Raw genomic sequence first — 23,346 nt, forward strand, 5'->3', positions numbered from 1 at the left:
TAACAACTATTTTTGTAGCATGGAAGAAAGTCAAAGACAAAAAAAAATAGCTTCGGTACTTCAACGAGATTTGGTAGATGTACTACAAGGTGCTGCTACTAAAGGCGGGTTAAGAGGTGTAATTATATCGGTATCTAAAGTAAAAGTAACTGCAGATTTAACAGATGCTAAGGTATATTTAAGCATTTTCCCTAACGATAAAGGTAAAGAGTTGCTTGAAGGTATTAAAGCAAACACACCTTTTATAAGACACGAAATTGCGCAACGTACTAAAAATCAATTACGTCGTATGCCTCAATTAATGTTTTATATAGACGACTCTTTAGAATATATTGACAAAATTGAAAAGTCTTTAAAAGGAGAGGATAATCCTATTGAAAACCCAGATTTATTAGGCAAACGAAAAAAATCTTAGTTGAATTTTCCACTGTACATAGTTAAACGTTATTTACGTTCTAAAAGCAGTAATAATGCTATAAACTTTATAACCATTATTGCAATGGTTGGTATCGTATTAGGATCTGCTTCTTTATTTATTGTACTTTCTGGTTTTGCTGGTTTACGCGAATTTACTTTAGAATTTACTTCTATAATCGATCCAGATTTAAAAGCAGAAACAACTATTGGTAAATCGTTTACATTGTCTCAACAACAAGCTGAAGATTTAAAGAATATTGAAGGTGTTACTAGTTTTTCAAAAATTATTGAAGAACGTGTTATCGCTACTTTTGATGGCAATAATCATCCTGCTTACATAAAAGGTGTTGATCAAAATTTTAGTGAAGTTACTAAAATAGAATCGGTAATTCCTATTGGTGGTTGGATTTATCCAGAAACACCACAATCTGTTGTTGGTTGGACCATTTCTACACATTTAAATGTTGGCGCTAACGACTACGGAAAAAGTATGACGCTTTCTGTACCAAAACCAGGAAAAGGTCAAATCACATCTCAAAATCAAGCTATAAACCAAGTAAAAGTAGTTAATGTTGGTATTTATGATATTAATGAAGAAATAAATAATAAATACATTTTTACATCTTTAGAAACAGCAAAGCAGTTATTAAACTACAACGATAACCAAATTACAAGCATTGAGTTTAAACTGAACGAAAATGCAGATGAAGACACTGTAAAAAATAAAATAGCTTCTGTTTTAGGACCAACTATATTGGTGAAAAATAAAGATCAATTAAACGATGCTATTTATAAGATGTTAAATACCGAAAATCTGGCGGTTTACCTTATATTCACTTTAGTTTTAATTATTGCGCTTTTCAATATTATTGGCACTATTATAATGGCTATTTTAGATAAGAAAAAGACGCTAAATACATTATATAACTTAGGTGCAAGCGTAAAAGATATTAGAAAAATATTTTTATATCAAGGTATTTTAATGACATTAATAGGCGGTATTATTGGACTAATTATTGGTTACACATTAGTGCAATTACAATTATCCTTTAAGCTAATTATGATAACACCTGTTTTACCTTATCCTGTTGCATTACAATTTAAAAACTTTGTAATTGTAATGCTAACATTAATGGTTTTAGGCGTCATAGCTTCTAAGATTGCTGCATCTAGAATAAATAGAAATTTAGTAAAAACAGCTTAGTTTTACTCTGTAAACACATAATCACTAAACTGTTCTTCTACTTCATCAAAAGCTGCAAAAACATCAACAGAATGATCACTAGTTACCATTTTTGTTCTGTATTCTTTAAAGTGCGGAATACCTTTAAAGTAATTGGTGTAATGACGTCTGGTTTCTAAAACACCTAAAGTTTCGCCTTTCCAATCTATAGCCATTTGCAAGTGTCTTCTTGCCGCATCAACACGCTCTTGCATAGTTATTGGTCGGTAATGCTCTCCTGTTTCAAAAAAGTGTTTTACTTGTTTAAAAAACCACGGATTACCAATTGTAGCACGACCAATCATACAACCGTCTAAACCGTATTGGTCACGCATTTCCATTGCGCGTTCTGGTGTGTTTACATCTCCATTTCCAAAAACAGGAATATGCATACGTGGATTATTTTTTACCTCAGCAATTGGTTTCCAATCTGCGTTACCTTTATACATTTGCGCACGTGTACGACCATGTATCGCTATTGCTTTACAACCAACGTCTTGTAAGCGTTCTGCAACTTCAACAATCCTAATAGAATCATGATCCCAACCTAATCTTGTTTTTACGGTAATAGGTATATTGGTACGCTTAACCATTTCAGCAGTTAATTGTTCCATTAAACAAATATCTTTTAAGATACCTGCGCCAGCACCTTTACTAACCACCTTTTTTACTGGACAACCAAAGTTAATATCGATGATATCTGGTTTAGACTCAGAAACAATATCTATGGTTTGTAACATACTATCCATATTAGCTCCAAAAATTTGAATACCAACAGGACGTTCTTTTTCGTAAATATCTAACTTAATAACGCTTTTTGCAGCGTTACGTATTAAACCTTCGCTAGACACAAACTCTGTATACACCACATCTGCACCTTGCTCTTTACATAATTTTCTAAAAGGCGGATCGCTTACGTCTTCCATTGGAGCTAACAACAACGGAAATTCTGGAAGTTCTATATTACCTATTTTTACCACGTTACAATTTTTTGGCAAAATTACATCTTTTTAAATAATTGCAATACAAAGTGGTTTAAACTATATTTATACAAATTAGTTTCTAAATGAAAAAACTCATCATTATTTTTTGCATTGTCTTTTTTAGCTGTGGCACACAGAATAGCCAGATAAAATTAAATACTATAAGACACAGTCATTTTAAGATACAATATCCTAATACGTGGGTTAGGTTTGGAGGTGTTGGTCACATTTATTTGACTCCAAAAAAATTAAAAGATTTAAATCCCGAAGATGAATTAAATAATATCTCTGTAAATAAAAACCCTTTCTATATTGAAAAATTTAATGGTGTAGAAAACACTTTAAACGAACATGGCAGAACGTTAAGACGAGGAGAAATTAATAAAGAATATGTACTAACTAAATTACCTGAAGGTTCTAAATATATTTATAAAATTGAATCGACTATTGAGCGACAATCTTTTAAAGAAAAATTTAAACGATTAGAGTTTTTTTATGTTAGAGACTCTAAATTAGACTATATCGAATTTCATATGGAAGAAAAATTATTTGATAAATATTTTGATGATGCCATGTTAATTATAAACTCTTTTGAGCCTAAATAAAAAAGACCATATAACTTTATGTTACACGGTCTTTTTATGTTAAAAACGTTTTATTAGTTAATAAGATTGTTTTCTTACTCTAATCGGTCTCTTTCTTTCTTATCTTTGGTACGTTCGTTAGTTTGTAAACTTGTATTACCAAATTTATAACTAAAACCTAACTTAACATATCTGTTATCTTGGTTATGGAAGTTATAATTGTCTTGTCTACCATATTTAGTGCGTACAGTAAAATCTTGCTTATTAAATAAATCTGCAAAAGCTAAAGACAATGTTGCTTTATCCTTAAATAGCTTTTTACTAATAGACAAATCTGATATTAAACGTCCATCTACCGTTTGAAACCCTTGTAAATTTTTACTTGTGTAAATAACTGTAAAATTAGCAGATAGGCTTTTGTCTTTTAAAAATGAAAAATCATTACTAAGCACAGAGTAGTTGCTCCATTGATCTTGTTTAACTATTTGATTGTCTAAAAAAGCTTCTTCTTGTATGTTATAAAAAGATGTTACAAAATAAACAGACCAGCTATTTGAAACATCAAAATATGTTATAAAATCTAAACCAAAATCTGTTGCTTTACCAATATTGGTTGGTTGATAGATTAAAATGTTGTTAGTATTGTCTTGAATTGGAATTTCATGTATTTGATCTGATATGTCTTTGTAGTAAAATTCAAAAGTATATCTGCTTTTTATAGATGTTCCTAAAACAAATTTGTTGGTAAATGTTGGTTGTAAAAAAGGGTTACCTGTAGCTATCGTATTATCATTTAAAAAGAAATTAAACGGATTTAAATCTTGATAATCTGGTCTGTTAATACTACGTTTATAATTAGTGTATAGATTTATATTTTCTGAAGTTTGCCAACTCAAATTAAGTGTAGGAAACCATTCTAAATAATCTTGGTCATTTAATCCGTTTGTGCTTATAGATTGACCTTCAATATCTGTTTGCTCTACTCTTAATCCTCCTGAAAAACTCCATTTTTCCCAATCTATTTGATAGTCTAAATATGCAGCAAAAATAGACTCATCATAATGATAAGTATCAGAGTTTTGATTGTTAAATGATGTATTTCCTGTATTTGGATCTATATCAAACTGACTAATATCACTGTCTGTATTAATTACAGACGTTTTTATTCCTGTAGACAAAGAAAAGTTATCACTTAATGCCGTATTGTAATCTATTTGTGATGTTATAATATCTGTTGTTTGATTATTATCTGTTGTAAAAGCAGTGTCAAAATTAGAGTTACTATTAACAAAATAATACTGAGATTCTACTTGCTGGTGTCTCTCATAATCATATTTAGTCATATGTACATTAATAGCTAAAGAACTTTCATTTTTAAACTTTTGCACAAAATCTAAATCTACTCCAAGATTATATTTATCATCACTAGAATTATTATTTACATTAAAATTATAATTATTAGTTCCTTGTAAATCATTTACTGTTGTATTTCCTCTTGTTAAATAATCAAAATAAGGTAAATACAAAAAGTTAGATGTTAGACTAAGCGTATTTCTTTCACTTAAAAAGTAATCAAAGTTTAAATTTGCATTGTGTGTTTTTGAAGTTGTATTTCTATTTAAAGTAGAATACCAATTCTCTGAAATAGAGTTGTTATTATCTAAATAGTTTATTTCGTTAATATTATCTCTGTTAATTTTACTTTGATTATAATTGTAGTTAAGGTTAATATTAACTTTATTGGTTTTGTAAAACTGATTGATTCCTGCATTATACCTAGGAAAAACACCTTGCGTGTAATTAGAAAACACATTACCACGATAGCCCGTAATTAAGTTTTTAGTCATTACTATATCTAAAACAACTCCGCTTTCTGCATCATACCTAGCAGAAGGATTGGTAATAACCTCTACTTTTTGAATGCTATTTGCAGAAGAGTTTTCTAACAACTGTGTTACTTCTGATGCAGATAGTTGCACTTTTCTGCCATTAATAAATACTGTAGGAGTACTGTTTTTAACAGAAATATTTCCGCCTAAAACCAAAACACCTGGTGTGCTTCGTAACACGTCTAACATTGTCCCTTCTACTAAAGAAGTATTTGCAACATTAAAAACTAATCTATCTACTTCCTTTTTAAGGGTTGGTTTATTAGCTGTAACAACAACTTCTTCTAAATTTTCTGTGCTATCTTTTAAAATAATATTTTTAACAGATGTCGTGTTAGCAATAGTTATATTTTCAGAATAACTTTCAAAACCTAAAAATGTAGCTTGTAAAATATAAGTTTTAAAGTTTAATCCAGTAATAATATACTTTCCAGATTCATCTGTACTTGCTCCTTTTACTATAGAATTATCTGATGCATCTGTAACTATAACGTTAACAAAAGATAGTGGTTGGTTATTTTGATCTACTACTTGACCAGTAATGGTCGCCTCTTGCCCAATAGCATAAAAAGACAGTAAATAGAATAAAATATTGGCTAAGTATTTCATTTAAAAATTAATAGGTCGTGCAAGATAATAATTGTTAATTACTTTTCCTTGTGGGAAAAACCGCAATTTTCAATCATTTACCTTATTAATAAATATATTTAAATCCTTAATAATTACATTATATTTGCAACATCTTTTTTAATGAAGATATTTGGACTATGAAGAACATTAGAAACTTTTGCATTATTGCACATATTGATCACGGTAAAAGTACACTTGCAGATAGGTTACTTGATTACACTGGTTCTGTTACCGAACGCGAAAAACAAGATCAGCTTTTGGATAGCATGGATTTAGAACGTGAACGTGGTATTACAATAAAATCTCACGCCATTCAAATGGATTTTATTCATGAAGGTGAACATTATGTACTTAACCTTATTGATACTCCTGGTCACGTAGATTTTTCTTATGAAGTTTCTCGTTCTATCGCTGCTTGCGAAGGTGCTTTACTAATCGTAGACGCAGCACAAAGTATACAAGCACAAACTATTTCTAACCTATACTTAGCGTTAGAAAATGACTTAGAAATTATTCCTGTTTTAAATAAAGTAGATCTACCAAGTGCTAATCCAGAAGAGGTTACCGATGATATTGTAGATTTATTAGGTTGTGACCCAGAAGAAGTAATTCACGCTAGCGGAAAAACAGGTTTTGGTGTAGACAATATTTTAAAAGCAATTATAGAGCGTATTCCTGCACCAAAAGGTAACGAAGATGAACCTTTACAAGCCTTAATTTTTGACTCGGTTTACAACCCTTTTAGAGGTGTAGAAACTTACTTTAGAGTTATTAATGGTTCTATTAAAAAGAACCAACAAATTAAGTTTATCGCTACAGGAAAAACTTATGGTGCTGATGAGGTTGGTACATTAAAGCTAAAACAATTACCAAAAAAAGAAATAAAAGCTGGAGATGTTGGTTACGTCATTACCGGTATTAAAGAAGCTAAAGAAGTAAAAGTAGGAGATACCATTACCGATGCTGCTAACCCAACTAAAAATGCAATTGGCGGTTTTGAGGACGTAAAACCAATGGTATTTGCAGGTATTTATCCTGTAGATACTGAAGATTATGAAGAGCTTCGTGCCTCTATGGAAAAACTGCAGCTTAACGATGCATCATTAGTATTTCAACCAGAAAGCTCGGCTGCATTAGGGTTTGGTTTCCGTTGTGGATTTTTAGGAATGTTACACATGGAAATTATCCAAGAACGTCTGGAACGTGAGTTTAACATGACTGTTATTACAACCGTACCAAACGTTAGTTATCATGCGTTTACAAATAAAAATCCAGATGAAATTATTATTGTTAATAACCCATCAGATTTACCAGAACCTTCAACTTTAAATCGTGTTGAAGAACCATACATTAAAGCTACAATTATTACAAAAGCAGACTTTGTTGGTAATGTAATGAGTTTATGTATTGAAAAACGTGGACAAATTACCAATCAAACTTACTTAACTACCGAGCGTGTTGAGCTTAGTTTTGATATGCCATTAGCCGAAATTGTTTTTGACTTCTACGATCGTTTAAAAACCGTTTCTAAGGGTTATGCCTCATTTGATTACCATCCAATTGGTATGCGTGCTTCAAAATTAGTACGTGTAGATATATTACTTAACGCACAAAATGTAGATGCGCTTTCGGCTTTAATACATGCAGATAATGCTTATCATATTGGTAAAAAGATGTGTGAAAAGCTAAAAGAATTAATACCACGTCAACAGTTTGATATTCCAATTCAGGCTGCTATTGGAGCAAAAATTATTGCTAGAGAAACTATTAAAGCGTTACGTAAAGATGTAACAGCGAAATGTTACGGTGGAGATATTTCGCGTAAGCGAAAACTTTTAGAAAAGCAGAAAAAAGGTAAAAAACGTATGCGTCAAGTCGGTAATGTAGAAATACCTCAACAAGCATTTATGGCGGTTTTAAAACTAAATGATTAAACTTAAACCTTATACATATAAAAAACCTTCAGTATTAACTGAAGGTTTTTTGTTTTTAAGAGCTTTGTACTGTTTCTACTTTTTCGACATCTAAAGGTTTTCCTAGATAGACTAAATGATAGCCTTTTTCGACATCTGTAATTTCGGTATTGTAAGATGAAATAATATGTAGCTCGCCTTCATTATCTTTAATAAATAAAGGAATAATGTCCTTATCATTATTAGTTGTCTTAATTAAGTCGTCTAAATGTTCTTTATCTATTATTTCAATTTCTTGAATGCTAGGGTATTTTCTGGTCACTTCAGATAAAGAATTAAAATCATCAGTATGAGAAAATAAACCTTCTTTTGGGTTATTATTTTTATCTACCATTTCAGAAGAAGACACTAATCTAAAGGCGCCGTTTTCTCCAAATTGCTTTCCAAATTTGTTAATGGCGTATTTATTTATGTCGCTATTTCCTGTTAAAGCCATTAAATATCCAACGTCATTTAATTCGATATTATCAATTAAAGTTTGAGAATAAATATCGGTATTGATAGCTTCTAAGCCTAACTCTTTAGCTTTATTTATGTTGTTTTGATTACTATCAATAAGTACAACATGTCTTCCGTTAGATTCTAAATAATGTCCGATTAATCTAGATACTTTTGAGGCACCAACGATTAAAATTCCACCAGATTTTGTTAAAAACACTCCAACCAACTTAGCAAATAAACGCGCTGTTGTTGCGTTTAAAAGTACTGTTCCTAATACAATTACAAAGACCAGTGGTGTAATATATTCTGCTCCTGCAACACCATTTCGGGCTAATTTTAAACCAAAAAGAGATGCAATACCTGCAGCTACAATACCACGTGGACCAACCCAACTGATAAATAGTTTTTCATTAAGTTTTAATTTAGAACCTTGAGTACTTAAAAATACACCTATAGGCCTTACTGCAAACACAACAATTGCAAATAATATTACGGTTTTCCAGTTATAGATTAAAAGTAAATCGCTGTAATTAATATTAGCAGCTAAAAGAATAAATAATATTGAAATCAATAAAACACTTAAAGATTCTTTAAAATATAATAAGTCTTTTAAATATGGTGATTTAGAGTTACCTAAAACCATACCCATAACCACAACAGCTAATAATCCAGACTCGTGTGCAAATGCATCTGATAGTACAAAAACACCCAAAACTGCTGCTAAAGCAAATACATTAAGTAAATAATGTGGTACCCATTTTTTATTAATAATAAAGTTCAAAGCATGTGCAAAAGTAAACCCAAATGTAGCACCAAAAAGTACAATTTTACCAAACTCTATTAAAGCTGTTTTGGTAAACTCGCCTCCAGCATCTACACTAATAAATTCAAACACTAATACGGCAACTAAAGCGCCTATTGGGTCTATTAAAATACCCTCCCATTTTAAGACAGCAGATACATCTTTTTTTAGAGGAATATTCCTTAAAATAGGTGTAATTACAGTTGGACCAGTAACTATGATTAATCCAGAAAATAGAAAAGAAATTTCCCAACTTAATTCAAAAATATAATGTGCTGCAATACCTGCACCAAAAAATGTTACAATAGACCCTATAGAAATTAATTTAGTAATTACAGGACCCACATTTTTTATTTCAGCCATTTTTAAGGTTAATCCACCTTCAAATAAAATAATACTAATAGCTAAGGACACAAAGTAGAATAAACTTTCTCCAGGAAATAAGCCTTCTCTTTCATTCCAAATAGGTTCTATCCATTTAGAACCATCGTCTGTTATAAATTCGGCAGCAATTGGACCAACCAGTAATCCAATTAAAATTAAGGGTAAAATCGCTGGGATTTTAAACTTCCATGCTACCCATTGTGCTAATATTCCTAAAATGATTATTCCTGCTAATTCTAACATTTAAACTTGTTTTGCGTGAAAATAGTAATTCTAAAATTTATGCTATAAATTTTAACCCAAATTTAGTCAAATACATAAAAAATTACATTTTCTAATTCTAAGTCAATTTAACAAATAATTTAATTATTCTATTTTTCTTAATAATTCCCTAATAAGACTTAAGCTTTCTTCTATAATTATTAATTTGCAGCAACTTATTAAATCATCTTTCTTTTATGAAATTATATCCAATACAAGCTGGAAATTTTAAATTAGATGGCGGTGCTATGTTTGGTGTAGTCCCAAAATCTTTATGGACCAGAACCAATCCTGCAGATAGTAATAATATGATTGATATTGCTGCGCGTTGTTTATTAATTGAAGACGGTAATCGATTAATTTTAATCGACACAGGAATGGGTAACAAACAAAGTGAAAAGTTTTATGGCTATTACCATCTTTGGGGCGATGATAGTTTAGAAAAATCTTTAAAAACAGCAGGTTTTTCTACAGATGATGTCACAGATGTATTTATGACACATCTTCATTTTGACCATTGTGGCGGAAGCATAAATTACAATAAAGACCGTACTAAATTAGAACCAGCCTTTAAAAATGCACACTTTTGGAGCAATAAAGACCATTGGAAATGGGCAACACAACCTAACCGTCGTGAAGTTGCTTCATTTTTAAAAGAAAATATTTTGCCAATGGAAGAAAGCGGTCACTTAAAATTTACAAGTATTCCGCAAGATGATATTTTAAAAAATTCAGAACTTGGCTTTGACATCTTTTTTGCAGATGGACACACAGACAAGCAAATGATACCAATGATCAATTACAAAGGAAAAACTATTTGTTTTATGGCAGATCTACTGCCTACCGTAGGACATCTACCTTTACCTTTTGTAATGGGTTATGATACAAGACCATTACTGACGTTAGACGAAAAAGAAAAATTCTTAAACCTAGCAGCAGATAATAATTATTACTTATTTTTGGAACACGATGCACACAACGAAATTATAACCGTACAACATACCGAAAAAGGCGTACGATTAAAAGACACTTACACGTGCAACGATATATTTAATTAACAAAACAAAGACAAAGCAATGACAATTAATTACAAGCCATTAATGCTGTCTGCATTTGCAGCAGTTGTGCTTTCAAGCTGTGGTGGTAATGCACCAATCCTTTCAACTCCAATTGAAAATATTGACAATACGCCAATTAAAGAAACACCTTTAACAGAAGCAGAAGCACATAATTGGGGACATTTAGATTTAGTTAAAGACACCATTCCTGGGATGAGTGTGGATAAGGCTTACGCCGAAATTATTAAAGGAAAAAAAGGACAACAAATTATTGTTGCTGTAATCGATTCTGGAATTGACATCGAACACGAAGATTTAGATGGAGTAATCTGGACAAACACAGACGAAATACCAGAAAACGGCATTGACGATGATAAAAACGGCTATGTAGACGATATCCATGGATGGAATTTCTTAGGTGATGCTTATAACGAAAGATTAGAAATGACGCGTATCGCAGCTAGTGGTAATGCTAGCATACCAAGATATGCTGAAGCTGTTGCAGAACTAGACAAAAAATATCAAGAAGCTCTTTCTGGTAAGCAACGTTATGACCAAATTTACGCTCAAGTTTCTGGAGCACACGATGTGTTAACAAAGCATTTTGGTAAAGAAGATTACACAGCAGAAGAAGTTAAAGCAATCAATACAGAAGACCAAGCATTAAAAGATGCTGTTGGTGTTGCTAATTTTATTTACGGAAATGGTTTAACGTCTATGAAAGAAGCTAAAGAACAAATAAAAGGTGGTGTAGAGTATTTTACCGACCAAGTAAACTACAACTTAAATAAAGACTTTAACGGTCGTACAACAGGAGATAATCCAGATGATTTTGATGACAAACCAGGTTACGGAAACAACAACGTAATGCCTTCTGTTAAATCTGAAAGTCACGGTACACACGTTGCTGGTATTATCGCTGCAGAACGTAATAATGGGTTAGGCGCTAACGGTGTTGCAAACAATGTAAAAATCATGTCTTTACGTGCAGTACCAAATGGTGACGAGTATGATAAAGATATTGCTAAAGCTATTAGATATGCTGTAGATAACGGTGCAAAAATTATTAACGGTAGCTTTGGTAAAAGCTATTCTACTCATTCTGATTGGGTAAGAGATGCTATTAAATACGCTAGTGATAAAAACGTAATTTTTGTTCATGCGGCAGGTAACGATAGTAAAGATGTTGATGTAGAACCAAACTTCCCAGATGATAATGTAGATTTTGTAGAGATTTCAGATACTTACATTCGCGTTGGTGCTTTAGCGCCTAGTTATGGTACAAAAATGATTGCTAGTTTTTCTAACTACGGTCTTAAAAATGTAGATGTATTTGCTCCAGGAGCAAAAGTATACTCTACAACTCCAGAGAATGAATATGATACTAAAGGAGGAACAAGTATGGCTGCTCCAGCAGTTGCTGGTGTTGCAGCTTTAATCTGGTCTCAATATCCTGACTTAAAAGCTTCTCAAGTAAAACAAATTATCATGAATTCTGGTTTACCAGTAAAATCTCAGGTAATTGTTGGTGGAGATGCTAATAACGTTAAAACGCTATCAGATATTAGTAAATCTGCAAAAATAGTTAACGCATACAATGCTTTAATTATGGCATCTCAAGTTGCTAATTAATACATAAAAAGATACAAAAAGCCTCAACCCAAAACTGTTGAGGCTTTTTTATTTCAACTAAATTTTTAAAGAATGAAAAAATTACTACTTCTTACCATTGCTTTCGGTTTTTTAACTGCTTGTAGTTCGACAAAACAAGCGGTTTCAACTTCTGAAAGTTCAACTGAAAAAAACTCTACATATTGGCAACAACATGTAGATTATAAAATGGATATTGATATGGATGTAAACAACTATCAATACCAAGGAAAACAAACGTTAGTGTATACAAATAATTCGCCAGACGTTTTAGATAAAGTGTTTTATCATTTATACTTTAATGCGTTTCAACCAGGTAGCGAAATGGATGTGCGTTCTCGCACAATTGAAGATCCAGATTCTAGAGTTGGTGATCGTATAAGTAAATTAAAACCTAACGAGATTGGTTATATAAACGTAAATAGCCTAAAGCAAGACGGTAAAAAAATTAATTATGAAACGGTTGGTACTGTTTTAGAAGTAGAGTTAGCTCAACCTATTCAACCAGGACAAAGTGTAACATTTACAATGGATTTTGATGCGCAAGTACCAGTTCAAATTCGTCGTTCTGGACGCGATAACGCCGAAGGTGTTGCGCTTTCTATGACACAATGGTATCCTAAGTTAGCCGAATATGATTTTGAAGGTTGGCATGCAGATCCTTACATAGGACGCGAGTTTCATGGTGTTTGGGGAGATTTTGAAGTTAACTTAACCATAGATAAAGATTACGTTGTTGGTGGTACTGGTTACTTACAAGGCGAACCTGAAATTAAAGGCAACAAAAAAACTATGCAATTTTTAGCGCCTAATGTGCATGACTTTACTTGGGCTGCAGATCCGGATTATATTCATGATTCTATGCAAGTTCCAAACGGTCCAATGCTTCATTTTTATTACAAAAAAGATTTACCAGCAGATAACTTAAAATATTGGAAAGATTTACAACCTAAAACCGTTGAGTTAATGCAATATTTTTCTGAAAACGTAGGTAAATATCCTTACGATCAATATTCTGTTATTCAAGGTGGTGATGGCGGTATGGAATACGCTATGTGTACTTTAATTACAGGTAAACGTAGCTTTGGTAGTTTAGTTGGTGTAACAGCGCATGAGTTAGCACATACTTGGTTTCAATTTTTATTAGCGACAAACGAGGCTAGACACGAGTGGATGGACGAAGGTTTTACAAGTTACATTAGTGATCATGCGATGAATAAAGTAATGAACGAAGGGAAAGAAATTCCTAATGCAAATGCTTATAGAGGTTACTTTTATTTAGCAAAATCTGGTAAAGAAAAACCACAAACTACACATGCAGATCGTTACGAAACTAATATGGCTTATGGTATAACAGCTTACAATAAAGGTTCTGTATTTTTATCTCAATTAGGTTACATTATAGGTGAAGACAATCTTAAAAAAACACTTAAAAAGTACTTTGACGATTTTGCTTTTAAACATCCAACACCTATTGATATTATTAGAACTGCCGAAAAAGTGTCTGGTTTAGAATTAGATTGGTACTTAATAGATTGGACACAAACTACTAATACTATTGATTATGCGGTAACTTCTACAGAAGAAAATAATAGCATAACAACAGTAAATTTAGAGCGTAAAGGCTTAATGCCAATGCCTTTAGATATTGAAGTAGAATATACAGACGGAACGTCTGAATGGTATAATATTCCTTTAAGAATTATGAGAGGCGAAAAACCTTTAGCTTCAAACGTAAAAATATTAAACGATTGGGCTTGGGCATATCCAACCTATAGTTTTAGTATAAACAAGCCAAAAAGCGCCATAAAAAGCATTACAATAGATCCAAAACAACTAATGGCAGATGTTGATAAAACCAACAATACATTAGAATAATACTATCTATTTAAATGAAATTAAAAGCTTCAACAATTGTTGAAGCTTTTTTTATTCTTAAAACTCTATATTTGAAAAGCTATCAAAAAAACTGAAAAAAGATGAAACATTTAGCCTACGTATTAATTCTAGTATTAGCTTTTAGTTGTAAAGACAACCAAAAAGAAAAAGTAGATACCACAGTAGAAACCACAACACATACAGAAACTACTACACAAAACACTAAAAAAAATACTGAAACTAACGCAGATTTACCTTTTCTAAAAGATATTAAAAGCTTAGAAAAAGACACGTCTGCTAATCCAATTGAAGCGTTTAAAATAAAAGCAACAAACCTTGCAACCGAAGTTGTTAAAATAAACAAAGACAATATTAAAGATGCTTTAACTAAAGCTAAAGACTTTAAAAATGTAGTCATCACTGTAGATAATCATACTATTGTAAAATTAGATGTTAACGACTGCAAACCTTCTGGTGCTTGGAGCGCTTGCATGCCAAAAGCTGAAGGTTATATTAAAAAAGGAGACTTAGCATATCAAAACGATTATGCTAACAATATTATTGGCTTACCTGACGATCAAGAACGTTTACTGTTTTTGTTTGATTAGATAAACTACAATATCTACAAATGTTTGAATTTTCATATCTTAGCTTAAATTATAAGTCTTCAAGACCTTTCTTTTAAGAAACATGCAGCAAATAGATCAAAAAATAACCGCTATAATCAATCATTTTCAGCTTAATAATTATGCATTTTCAAAACGTATTGGTGTTACCGGAACAACTATAGATAGCATTGTTAATGGTAGACCTCAACCAGATGGAACTCGTAAAAAAACCAAACCTGGTTATGATGTGTTAAGTGCGATTATAGATCAATTTAACATCAATCCAGACTATCTTTTTGGTAAAAGTGATGTGATGTTAAAGCAAGATGTGGCTAAAATTCAAACATATTCTGGAATACCAAAAGTAGTTACTGTTAATCAAAATGATGAAGAAAACGTAGTCTACGTTCCTGTAAAAGCTAGAGCTGGATATTTAGATGGTTACGGAGATAGCGAGTATATCGAAACTTTACCAACGTTTCATATGCCACAACTTACTAATGGAACATACAGGTGTTTTGAAGTAGAAGGCAACTCTATGTTTAGCACATTTGCAGATGGCGATTTGGTTTTTGGTCAATATGTAGAAGATTTAAAAGATATTAAAAATGGTCGTGTTTACGTTATTGTCAGTAAAAATGATGGTATTGTTTTAAAACGAATTATCAATAATATTGAAGAAAAAGGACAACTTATTTTAAAAAGTGATAACACAAACGGAAATTATCCAACATACACCATAAATGCAGAAGACATTATGGAAGTTTGGCACGTCACAATGTTTGCATCAAAACAAATACCAGAACCAATGGATGTTTATGACCGTTTACACGATCTTGAAAGTAAATTGCTACAACTTCAAGAAGCATTAAAAAACTAAATTAATGCGCTACACTTACAACAAAGACGAAAAACTTAAAAGCCAAAAAGCAATTGAGCAATTATTTGCTGAAGGAAAATCTGTTTCGGCATATCCTTTGCGTATGGTCTATTTAGATAACCAAACCCAATTAAAAGTTGGTGTATCTGTAAGTAAACGAAATTTTAAATTAGCGGTACATCGTAACCGAGTAAAACGTTTGCTACGTGAAGGCTACAGACTTAATAAAAATCTGTTAATAGACAATAAGTTAGACCATTACACGCTAATGATTTTATATATTAGTAAAGAAATGCCGGATTTTAAGATTATTGACAAAAAAATGAAGGCATTACTAACTAAATTTAATGACCAAGTTTCTAATATAGAGAAGAATGAAAAAGATACTTAAAAAACGCATTTTAATTCCTGTTTTTGCGTTAACTATTTTTATAACCGGAAGCGCCTTTAAAAGTGATTTTTTCGAAATAGCTAAACAAATCGAAATTTTCACCACACTTTTTAAAGAGCTTAATATGAATTACGTAGACGAGACTAATCCTGCAGATTTAATGGATAATGCCATTAAAAATATGCTAAATGATTTAGATCCGTATACCAAATTTTATAACGAACAAGATGTAGAAGCAGAGCGTATACGTCGTACAGGAGATTATACAGGCGTTGGTGCAAAAATTAGAACTTTAAAAGATAAATTAGTAGTTATAGAGCCTTATAAAGATTATCCTGCAGATAAAGCAGGTCTTAAAGCAGGTGACGAAATTATAGAAGTAGACGGCATAAAAGTAGATGGTTATGAAGATGATGCTTCTAACTTATTAAAAGGTGCACCAAATTCAACATTAAAAGTAACTTATAAACGTCAAGGAAAAACCAATACAACCACCTTAACACGTTCTGAAATAGAAATTAATGCTGTACCTCATTTTTCTATGATTAATGAAACTACAGGCTACATTGTGCTTCAAAAATTTAATGCAAAAGCGTCTATGCAAACCGAGTATGCCTTAAAAGATTTAAAGGCACAAGGCGCAAAAAGCATCATATTAGATTTACGTAATAATCCTGGTGGATTACTTCGCGAAGCCATAAATATTGTTAACCTATTTGTACCAAAAGGACAATTGGTAGTAACGACAAAATCTAAGGTTAAAAAATACAATAAAACCTATTATACAAAAAACGAACCTGTAGATACAGAAATACCTGTTGTAGTATTAATTAACGGTCGTAGTGCTTCTGCTTCCGAGATTGTTTCTGGTGCATTACAAGACTTAGATAGAGCTGTAATTGTTGGTGCACGTAGTTTTGGTAAAGGCTTAGTACAGCGACCAAAAAAGCTAACTTATGGTACACAACTTAAAGTTACAATTTCTAGATACTACACGCCTTCAGGACGTTGTATACAATCTTTAGATTATTGGAACCGTGATGAAAACGGTAACGCAGTACGTATAAAACAAGAAAATTATCATGAGTTTAAAACTAAAAACGGACGTAAAGTCTATGATGGTGGCGGTGTTTTTCCTGATGAAGCTTTAGAAACAACAAAAAATTCTGCAATTACAGATGCTATATTAAACAGTCAAGCCATTTTTGATTTTGCTACACAGTATTATTACAATCATCAAATTGAAGATATCAATAGTTTTAAATTATCTGATACAGATTTTAATGCATTTAAAACGCATTTAAAAAACTCTAGCTTTGAGTTTGAAACCGAAACAGAAAAAGCACTTAAAAAAGCTTTTGAAGTCTCTAAAACAGAAAATTTAAATGATGATATTCAAAAAGAATACAATGCTTTATTACAACATTTAGACAAAACTAAAACACAAACTGTAGACCAAAATAAAACACAATTAGTTAATCTATTAACTGACGAGATTGTAAAACGTTACGTATACAGAGAAGGACTGTATGACTACTACAAAGTAAATAATCAAGAGATTAAAACAGCAACACAAATATTGGCTAACCCAAGTAAATACAATAGATATTTAAATTAAAATCTAGTAAAAATTTATTATATTTAGTGGTTAAGCAATTTAAAATGAAGTACTTTTTAATCATCTTTTTGTTAATAAACACGTCTATTTTTTCGCAAAGCGAATTAAAACATGATGTGTATTTTAATACTGACGAATATGATGTTCCTTTAACAGAAGAAAACAGACTTCTGCTTTTTATTTCTACACTAGACACCATTACAATTGATAAAATTTCAATTTATGGATTTTGTGACGATCGTGGTACCAATGATTATAACTTAGAGCTTTCTCAAAACCGAGCAGATGCTATAAAAATGATGTTTGCTGATTATGGTATTGATCAAAACTTAATAACTAATGTAAATGGTAAAGGCGAAATTTTATTAAAAGTTTTAAAAGAAGACGAAGTAAATAAAATAAGAGGTTTAAATCGTAAAGTAGAAATTATAGTTGAACCAAAAAAGTTAGCTACAAAAGAGCAAAACATAGAAGAAACAGTTATTGATAAAACTTCTAATAAAGACAAAAAAATAACACCTGAAGATATAGCTAATGGCAACATTAAAACAGGTGATAAAATACGATTAGATAAAATTTATTTTAAAACTAATTACAGTTATGTTACTTCAGATTCTAAAAAAACTTTAGAAAAATTAGCTAAAATTTTAGTTGCAAAGAAAAACGTCTATTTTACTATACAAGGTCATGTGTGTTGTACACAAAATAGTCGTGATGCTGTAGATAAAAGAACACAAAAACGTAATTTATCTGTAGCTAGAGCAAAATATATTTATGATTATTTAGCACGTAAAGGTGTAGATAAAAAACGCATGAAATATGTCGGTTTACGTCGTAAATTTCCTCTTGGTGGTGATCCTAAATACGATAGACGTGTAGAAATCTTGATTACCTATATTGCAGATAAAAAATAATTATTATTTATCTTCATAAATCATAGCAATATGTGGTATACCATCTTCTAAATATTGCTCTCCTACTTCAAAAAACTGCAAATTATTATAAAAACGTTTTAAATAACACTGTGCAGAAATTTTAATATCTGTCGTGTTAAATACATCTTTAATAGTTTTTATAGATGCATCCATTATATCATAACCATACTTGTGCTTACGTTCATTTTCTTTAACTACAACTCTACCAATACTAGCTAATTCAAAATAATCTCCAGGTTTAAAAATTCTTGTATAACCAACTAAAACTTCATCTTTAAAACCTAAAACATGTAGTGCTTTTTGATCTTTTCCATCTATATCTTGATATACACAATCTTGCTCTACTACAAAAACTTCACTACGTAATTGTAGTAAATCATACAGTTCTTTTGTAGTTAATTCACTAAATGTTTTTACTTTAATATTTAGCATAAATTTAATCTTGTACAATTATATCTTTAGGATCTTCTTTTTTGTATTCTGGTTGGATATTAACGTGATTAATATCAAATTCGTCATGTAATAACTGCTCTATTTGCTGTAAAATAGCATCAAATTGCGTGATTGTAATATCTTTATCTAAATCTAAATGTGCTTCTAAATGAAGCTCGTCATCATTTAAATTCCATATATGTACATGATGTAGTTTTTTAATATGATTTATACTATTAACACGTTTTACAACATCTTCTACATTTATATGCGAAGGCGTAAATAACATTAGCATTTTTGTTGAGGTTTTTAACAAAGCGTAACCAACCCAAATTAGGTATAAACCTATTAAAAATGTTAATACGCTATCTATCCAAAATATTTGGTAGTACTTCATTAATAAACCACCAATTAACACTGCAACACTTGCTAACATATCTGTTAATAAGTGTAAGTATGCAGATTTTATATTGATATTGGTTTGAGAATCTTTTCTTAATAATAAGACACTTAATCCATTAAAAATGATAGCTAAAAGAGATAACCAAATAACAAGATTAGACTCTATAGTTTCAGGATTCTGAAAGCGTTTTACAGCTTCAATAATTAATAATATAGCAATTACTATTAATGTTGAAGCGTTTATAAATGCGGCTAAAATTTCGGCACGTTTATAACCAAAAGTTTTATTATTAGACGCTTTTTTCTTTGATAATTTTGCAGCAAAATAGCTTACAATTAAAGAAATAACATCTGTAAAATTGTGTAAAGCATCACTAAGTAATGATAAACTACCAGAAACAAAACCACCAATAATCTGTGCTACGGTAATACCAATATTTAAAAGGATAGATATTAATAGTTTTTTTCCTCTTAAATCATGTGCGTGATTGTGATTATGTGTATGATGCTGACCCATCTTATTAACACATAGGTATTTTTTCTACTCTATTTTGGTGTCTTCCGCCTTCAAATTTAGTCTCTAAAAATGTATCTACCATAGCAATAGCTTGTTGTAAAGCGGTGTAACGTGCAGGTATACAAATAATATTTGCATTATTATGCAAACGGGTAAGTTCTGTAATTTCTTTAGTCCAACATACGCCAGCTCTTACTTTTTGGTGTTTATTAGCTGTCATAGCTACACCGTTAGCACTTCCACAAATTAAAATACCAAAATCTGCAGCTTCATCTGTAACATCTTTAGCTACAGGATGTACAAAATCTGGATAATCTACACTATCTGATGCATCTGTACCATAATTAATAACTGTAATACCTTTGTCCTCTAAATGCTTTTTTATAGCAAATTTATATTCTGTACCAGCGTGATCGTTACCTATTGAAATTTTCATAATAATTGATGTTGTGTTGTTTATAGTGCCTCAAAGTTACTAATTGCTTAGCATTATTAATAATCTTTATATGGTTACTTATGTTTAAATAACTAAAAAAGTTAATAACTCTATTAATTGTTAATTTCTTTACTTTAAGTATTGATTAGTTGTTAATATCTTCTTATTCTTTTTTAAAACTTTTATTTGGATTATTAAGTAAAATTTACAATCCGTAACGTTTAGTTAACAACCAAAATAGTTAACCTTAATTTTTTGTAAACTTATTAGCACTAAAATGTCAATTTTCAACGTCAATTTTAAAAATATTTATTAAAAGTTAATTGTCAATTTACGTTACAAACAGTTGTTAATAACATATTAATTAGACTTTAAAATCAGATAGTTAATACTCTAATAAGTTGTTAATAGAACAAGTTTAACTTAATTTCAAATAAAAACTTTAAAAAGTTATACCGCTATTAACAAGCAATAATCATTACAATTATTTTTTTAAAATTTTAAAAGAAAAGAAATGATATATAATATAAATGTGAATAACGTTTGAAGTCTTTAATTTAACGCTTCCTTAATTCTATTTTAATTTTAAAAATGTAGCTTTGTATAAACTTAATGACTTTCTCTTCCCACTAATTAAGTTAATTATAAACCGAATTTCACTTAACTTTAGAAATTCAATACATTAAAAAATATAAATGTCAAAAAAGAAAAAGAAAAGAAAACCTAGTCATAACAAGATTTCTAATCTAACCAATACTATTCTAAATATTCTTAGAAAAGAACGTAATAAAACCTTTAACTACAAGCAGATTGCTGCCAAATTAGGCGTTAATGATGCTAGTAGTCGTAACCAAATTATAAAAAAACTTGCGCAGCTTAAAGCTAAGCAAGAGATAGAAGAAGTAGAACGTGGTAAGTTTAAAGCAGTTGTAAATACCGAGTATCATACTGGTATTTTTGATGCCTCTTCACGTGGATCTGGCTATGTAATTTGTTATGCTTTTGAAGAAGATATCTTTATTGCCTCTAACAATGTTAACAAAGCGTTAGATGGTGACGAAGTAGAACTTTATGTATTTAAACGTCGTAAACGCGGTAAATTAGAAGGCGAAATAACACAAATTATTAAGCGTGCAAAAACGCAGTATGTTGGTGTTATACAAATACACGAAAAGAACAATTTTGCATTTGTAGTCCCAGATTCTAACAAAATGACTACAGATATTTTTGTGCCTATTAACAAAATTAATAAAGCTGAAGATGGTGATAAAGTCTTAGTAGAGTTAGTAGATTGGCCAGAAAAAGCAGACTCACCAAATGGTCGTGTAAAAGAAGTTCTTGGTAAACCAGGAGAACACAATACAGAAATCCATGCTATTTTAGCCGAATATGGTTTACCGTACGAATTCCCAAAAGAAGTCGAAGATTTTGCAAATCAAATAGATACCTCTATTAAGCCAGAAGAAATTAAAAAACGTCGCGATATGCGTAAAGATTTAACCTTTACCATAGATCCTAAAGACGCAAAAGATTTTGATGATGCATTATCCTTTAAAGTTTTAGAAAATGGTTTATTCGAGATAGGAATACACATTGCAGACGTTTCTCATTATTTAGAAGAAGGTACCATTTTAGATGATGAAGCTTACGAGCGTGCAACATCTGTTTATTTAGTAGATAGAGTAGTGCCAATGCTTCCTGAAATATTAAGTAATGGCGCATGTTCTTTACGTCCACATGAAGAAAAATATACCTTTTCAGCAGTATTTAAATTAAATGAAAAAGCCGAAATAAAAGACCAATGGTTTGGAAGAACCGTAACCTATAGTGATGCAAGATTTGCTTATGAAGAAGCGCAAGCTGTTATAGAAAATAACACAGATTTCACGATCACTGAACGCAGTCTGAGTCATATTAAAACCGAAATTCCAGAAGACGTTTCACTTACCGGTAAAACATACAATACACAACCAGATATAGCCGAAGCTATTTTAGTTTTAGACCGATTAGCTAAGAAAATGCGTAGTAAACGTATGCGTTCTGGAGCAATTAGTTTTGATAAAGTTGAAGTAAGATTTACTTTAGATGAACAAGCAAATCCAACAGGCGTTCATTTTAAAACCAGTAAAGATGCTAACAAGTTAATAGAAGAATTTATGCTATTAGCCAACCGTAAAGTATCAGAGTTTGTTTCTAAAATGAAACCTTCAAAAACCTTTGTATATCGTGTTCATGATGAGCCAGACGAAAGTAAATTAGCTGCTTTACAAGGCGTAGTTGCTAGGTTTGGTCATAAACTTAACTTTAAAAGTCGTGATAGTATTTCGTCTTCATTAAATAAATTATTAGAAGATGTTCAAGGTCAAAAAGAGCAAAATTTAGTAGATACTTTAGCAATTCGTACTATGGCTAAAGCCGAATATACCACGCATAACATAGGACATTACGGTTTAGCTTTTGATTATTACAGCCATTTTACATCGCCAATTAGACGTTATCCAGACGTTATGGCGCATCGTTTATTACAACGTTATTTAGATGGCGAAAAAAGTGCAAACGAAGAGATTTATGAAGAAAAATGTATGCACTCAAGTAACATGGAAAATTTAGCGACAAAAGCCGAACGTGATAGCATAAAATACATGCAAATTAAGTTTATGCAAGATCATAAAGACGAAGAATTTGTTGGTGTAATTTCTGGTGTAACCGATTGGGGAATTTATGTCGAAATTATTTCCAATAAATGCGAAGGAATGGTGCGTATTAGAGATATAAAAGACGATTATTACGAGTTTGATCAAGACCAATTTGCATTAGTTGGACGCGACACAAAAAACATGTACCAATTAGGAGACGAAGTTGTTGTAAAAGTAAAACAAGCAGACTTAGTAAAACGTCATTTAGATTTTGATTTAATTGGTAAACACGAAGCGTAGATCTTTATTATTTATCTTT

At 31.0% G+C, this 23,346-nt stretch carries 19 protein-coding genes; 13 read left to right on the forward strand and 6 right to left on the reverse strand.

The window, feature by feature from the left end:
- Positions 1-19: 19 nt before the first annotated feature.
- Positions 20-415 carry a 30S ribosome-binding factor RbfA gene (rbfA, locus tag FHS04_RS03040; RefSeq protein ID WP_106680851.1) on the forward strand — a complete coding sequence of 132 codons (396 nt, stop codon included), beginning with the start codon at positions 20-22 and terminating at the stop codon, positions 413-415.
- Entirely contained in the window at positions 416-1,621 is a 1,206-nt protein-coding gene (locus FHS04_RS03045) for an FtsX-like permease family protein (protein ID WP_106680849.1), read from the forward strand.
- A gap of 2 nt (positions 1,622-1,623) precedes the next feature.
- On the opposite strand, the gene dusB is transcribed toward FHS04_RS03045, so the two are convergent.
- Positions 1,624-2,619, reverse strand: a complete 996-nt coding sequence (gene dusB, locus FHS04_RS03050; protein WP_106680957.1) for a tRNA dihydrouridine synthase DusB — start codon at positions 2,617-2,619, stop codon at positions 1,624-1,626.
- An 86-nt stretch (positions 2,620-2,705) separates the two neighbouring features.
- On the opposite strand from dusB, the gene FHS04_RS03055 reads away from it, so the two are divergent.
- Complete coding sequence (locus FHS04_RS03055; protein ID WP_146131325.1) at positions 2,706-3,227, forward strand: hypothetical protein; 522 nt, start codon at positions 2,706-2,708, stop codon at positions 3,225-3,227.
- 74 nt (positions 3,228-3,301) lie between these two features.
- Here FHS04_RS03055 and FHS04_RS03060 read toward each other — a convergent pair whose 3' ends face one another.
- The gene (locus tag FHS04_RS03060; protein ID WP_106680844.1) at positions 3,302-5,704 is read right to left on the reverse strand and encodes a TonB-dependent receptor domain-containing protein; all 2,403 of its coding nucleotides are present in this window, start codon (positions 5,702-5,704) and stop codon (positions 3,302-3,304) included.
- Positions 5,705-5,862: 158 nt separating this feature from the next.
- Between FHS04_RS03060 and lepA the strand changes: the two genes are divergently transcribed.
- Complete coding sequence (lepA, locus tag FHS04_RS03065; protein ID WP_027879363.1) at positions 5,863-7,659, forward strand: translation elongation factor 4; 1,797 nt, start codon at positions 5,863-5,865, stop codon at positions 7,657-7,659.
- 55 nt (positions 7,660-7,714) lie between these two features.
- Here lepA and FHS04_RS03070 read toward each other — a convergent pair whose 3' ends face one another.
- Complete coding sequence (locus FHS04_RS03070) at positions 7,715-9,568, reverse strand: cation:proton antiporter (protein ID WP_106680841.1); 1,854 nt, start codon at positions 9,566-9,568, stop codon at positions 7,715-7,717.
- 215 nt (positions 9,569-9,783) lie between these two features.
- On the opposite strand from FHS04_RS03070, the gene FHS04_RS03075 reads away from it, so the two are divergent.
- The 8 genes from FHS04_RS03075 (at position 9,784) to FHS04_RS03110 (ending at position 18,583) form a co-directional block, all read left to right on the forward strand.
- Positions 9,784-10,644, forward strand: a complete 861-nt coding sequence (locus tag FHS04_RS03075) for an MBL fold metallo-hydrolase (protein ID WP_106680839.1) — start codon at positions 9,784-9,786, stop codon at positions 10,642-10,644.
- Between the two features lie 18 nt (positions 10,645-10,662).
- The gene (locus FHS04_RS03080; RefSeq protein WP_106680836.1) at positions 10,663-12,276 is read left to right on the forward strand and encodes a S8 family peptidase; all 1,614 of its coding nucleotides are present in this window, start codon (positions 10,663-10,665) and stop codon (positions 12,274-12,276) included.
- 72 nt (positions 12,277-12,348) lie between these two features.
- Positions 12,349-14,172 (forward strand): M1 family metallopeptidase, encoded by a 1,824-nt coding sequence (locus FHS04_RS03085; protein WP_106680834.1) that lies wholly within the window; start codon positions 12,349-12,351, stop codon positions 14,170-14,172.
- Between the two features lie 101 nt (positions 14,173-14,273).
- Positions 14,274-14,780, forward strand: coding sequence for a hypothetical protein (locus FHS04_RS03090; protein WP_106680830.1), 507 nt, complete (start codon positions 14,274-14,276; stop codon positions 14,778-14,780).
- An 82-nt stretch (positions 14,781-14,862) separates the two neighbouring features.
- Positions 14,863-15,660, forward strand: a complete 798-nt coding sequence (locus tag FHS04_RS03095) for a S24 family peptidase (RefSeq protein ID WP_106680828.1) — start codon at positions 14,863-14,865, stop codon at positions 15,658-15,660.
- A 4-nt stretch (positions 15,661-15,664) separates the two neighbouring features.
- Positions 15,665-16,051, forward strand: coding sequence for a ribonuclease P protein component (gene rnpA, locus FHS04_RS03100; RefSeq protein WP_106680826.1), 387 nt, complete (start codon positions 15,665-15,667; stop codon positions 16,049-16,051).
- The gene (locus FHS04_RS03105) at positions 16,035-17,669 is read left to right on the forward strand and encodes a S41 family peptidase (RefSeq protein WP_106680824.1); all 1,635 of its coding nucleotides are present in this window, start codon (positions 16,035-16,037) and stop codon (positions 17,667-17,669) included. Before rnpA ends, FHS04_RS03105 begins: the two co-directional genes overlap by 17 nt.
- A gap of 44 nt (positions 17,670-17,713) precedes the next feature.
- Complete coding sequence (locus tag FHS04_RS03110) at positions 17,714-18,583, forward strand: OmpA family protein (protein ID WP_106680822.1); 870 nt, start codon at positions 17,714-17,716, stop codon at positions 18,581-18,583.
- Between the two features lie 3 nt (positions 18,584-18,586).
- Here the strand turns inward: FHS04_RS03110 and FHS04_RS03115 are convergent, their stop codons facing one another.
- The 3 genes from FHS04_RS03115 to rpiB are packed head-to-tail and all read right to left on the reverse strand — an operon-like array spanning position 18,587 to position 20,391.
- Positions 18,587-19,036, reverse strand: coding sequence for a GNAT family N-acetyltransferase (locus tag FHS04_RS03115; protein WP_106680820.1), 450 nt, complete (start codon positions 19,034-19,036; stop codon positions 18,587-18,589).
- Positions 19,037-19,040: 4 nt separating this feature from the next.
- Complete coding sequence (locus FHS04_RS03120; RefSeq protein ID WP_106680818.1) at positions 19,041-19,955, reverse strand: cation diffusion facilitator family transporter; 915 nt, start codon at positions 19,953-19,955, stop codon at positions 19,041-19,043.
- Positions 19,956-19,959: 4 nt separating this feature from the next.
- Positions 19,960-20,391: a ribose 5-phosphate isomerase B gene (gene rpiB, locus FHS04_RS03125; protein WP_027879351.1), complete on the reverse strand. Its 432-nt coding sequence runs from the start codon at positions 20,389-20,391 to the stop codon at positions 19,960-19,962.
- A gap of 695 nt (positions 20,392-21,086) precedes the next feature.
- Here rpiB and FHS04_RS03130 point away from each other — a divergent pair.
- A complete protein-coding gene (locus FHS04_RS03130; RefSeq protein ID WP_106680816.1) occupies positions 21,087-23,327 on the forward strand; it encodes a ribonuclease R family protein in 2,241 nt (746 codons plus the stop codon).
- Positions 23,328-23,346: the final 19 nt, after the last annotated feature.

This window comes from Mesoflavibacter zeaxanthinifaciens subsp. sabulilitoris (assembly GCF_014191595.1).
Lineage (GTDB): Bacteria > Bacteroidota > Bacteroidia > Flavobacteriales > Flavobacteriaceae > Mesoflavibacter > Mesoflavibacter zeaxanthinifaciens.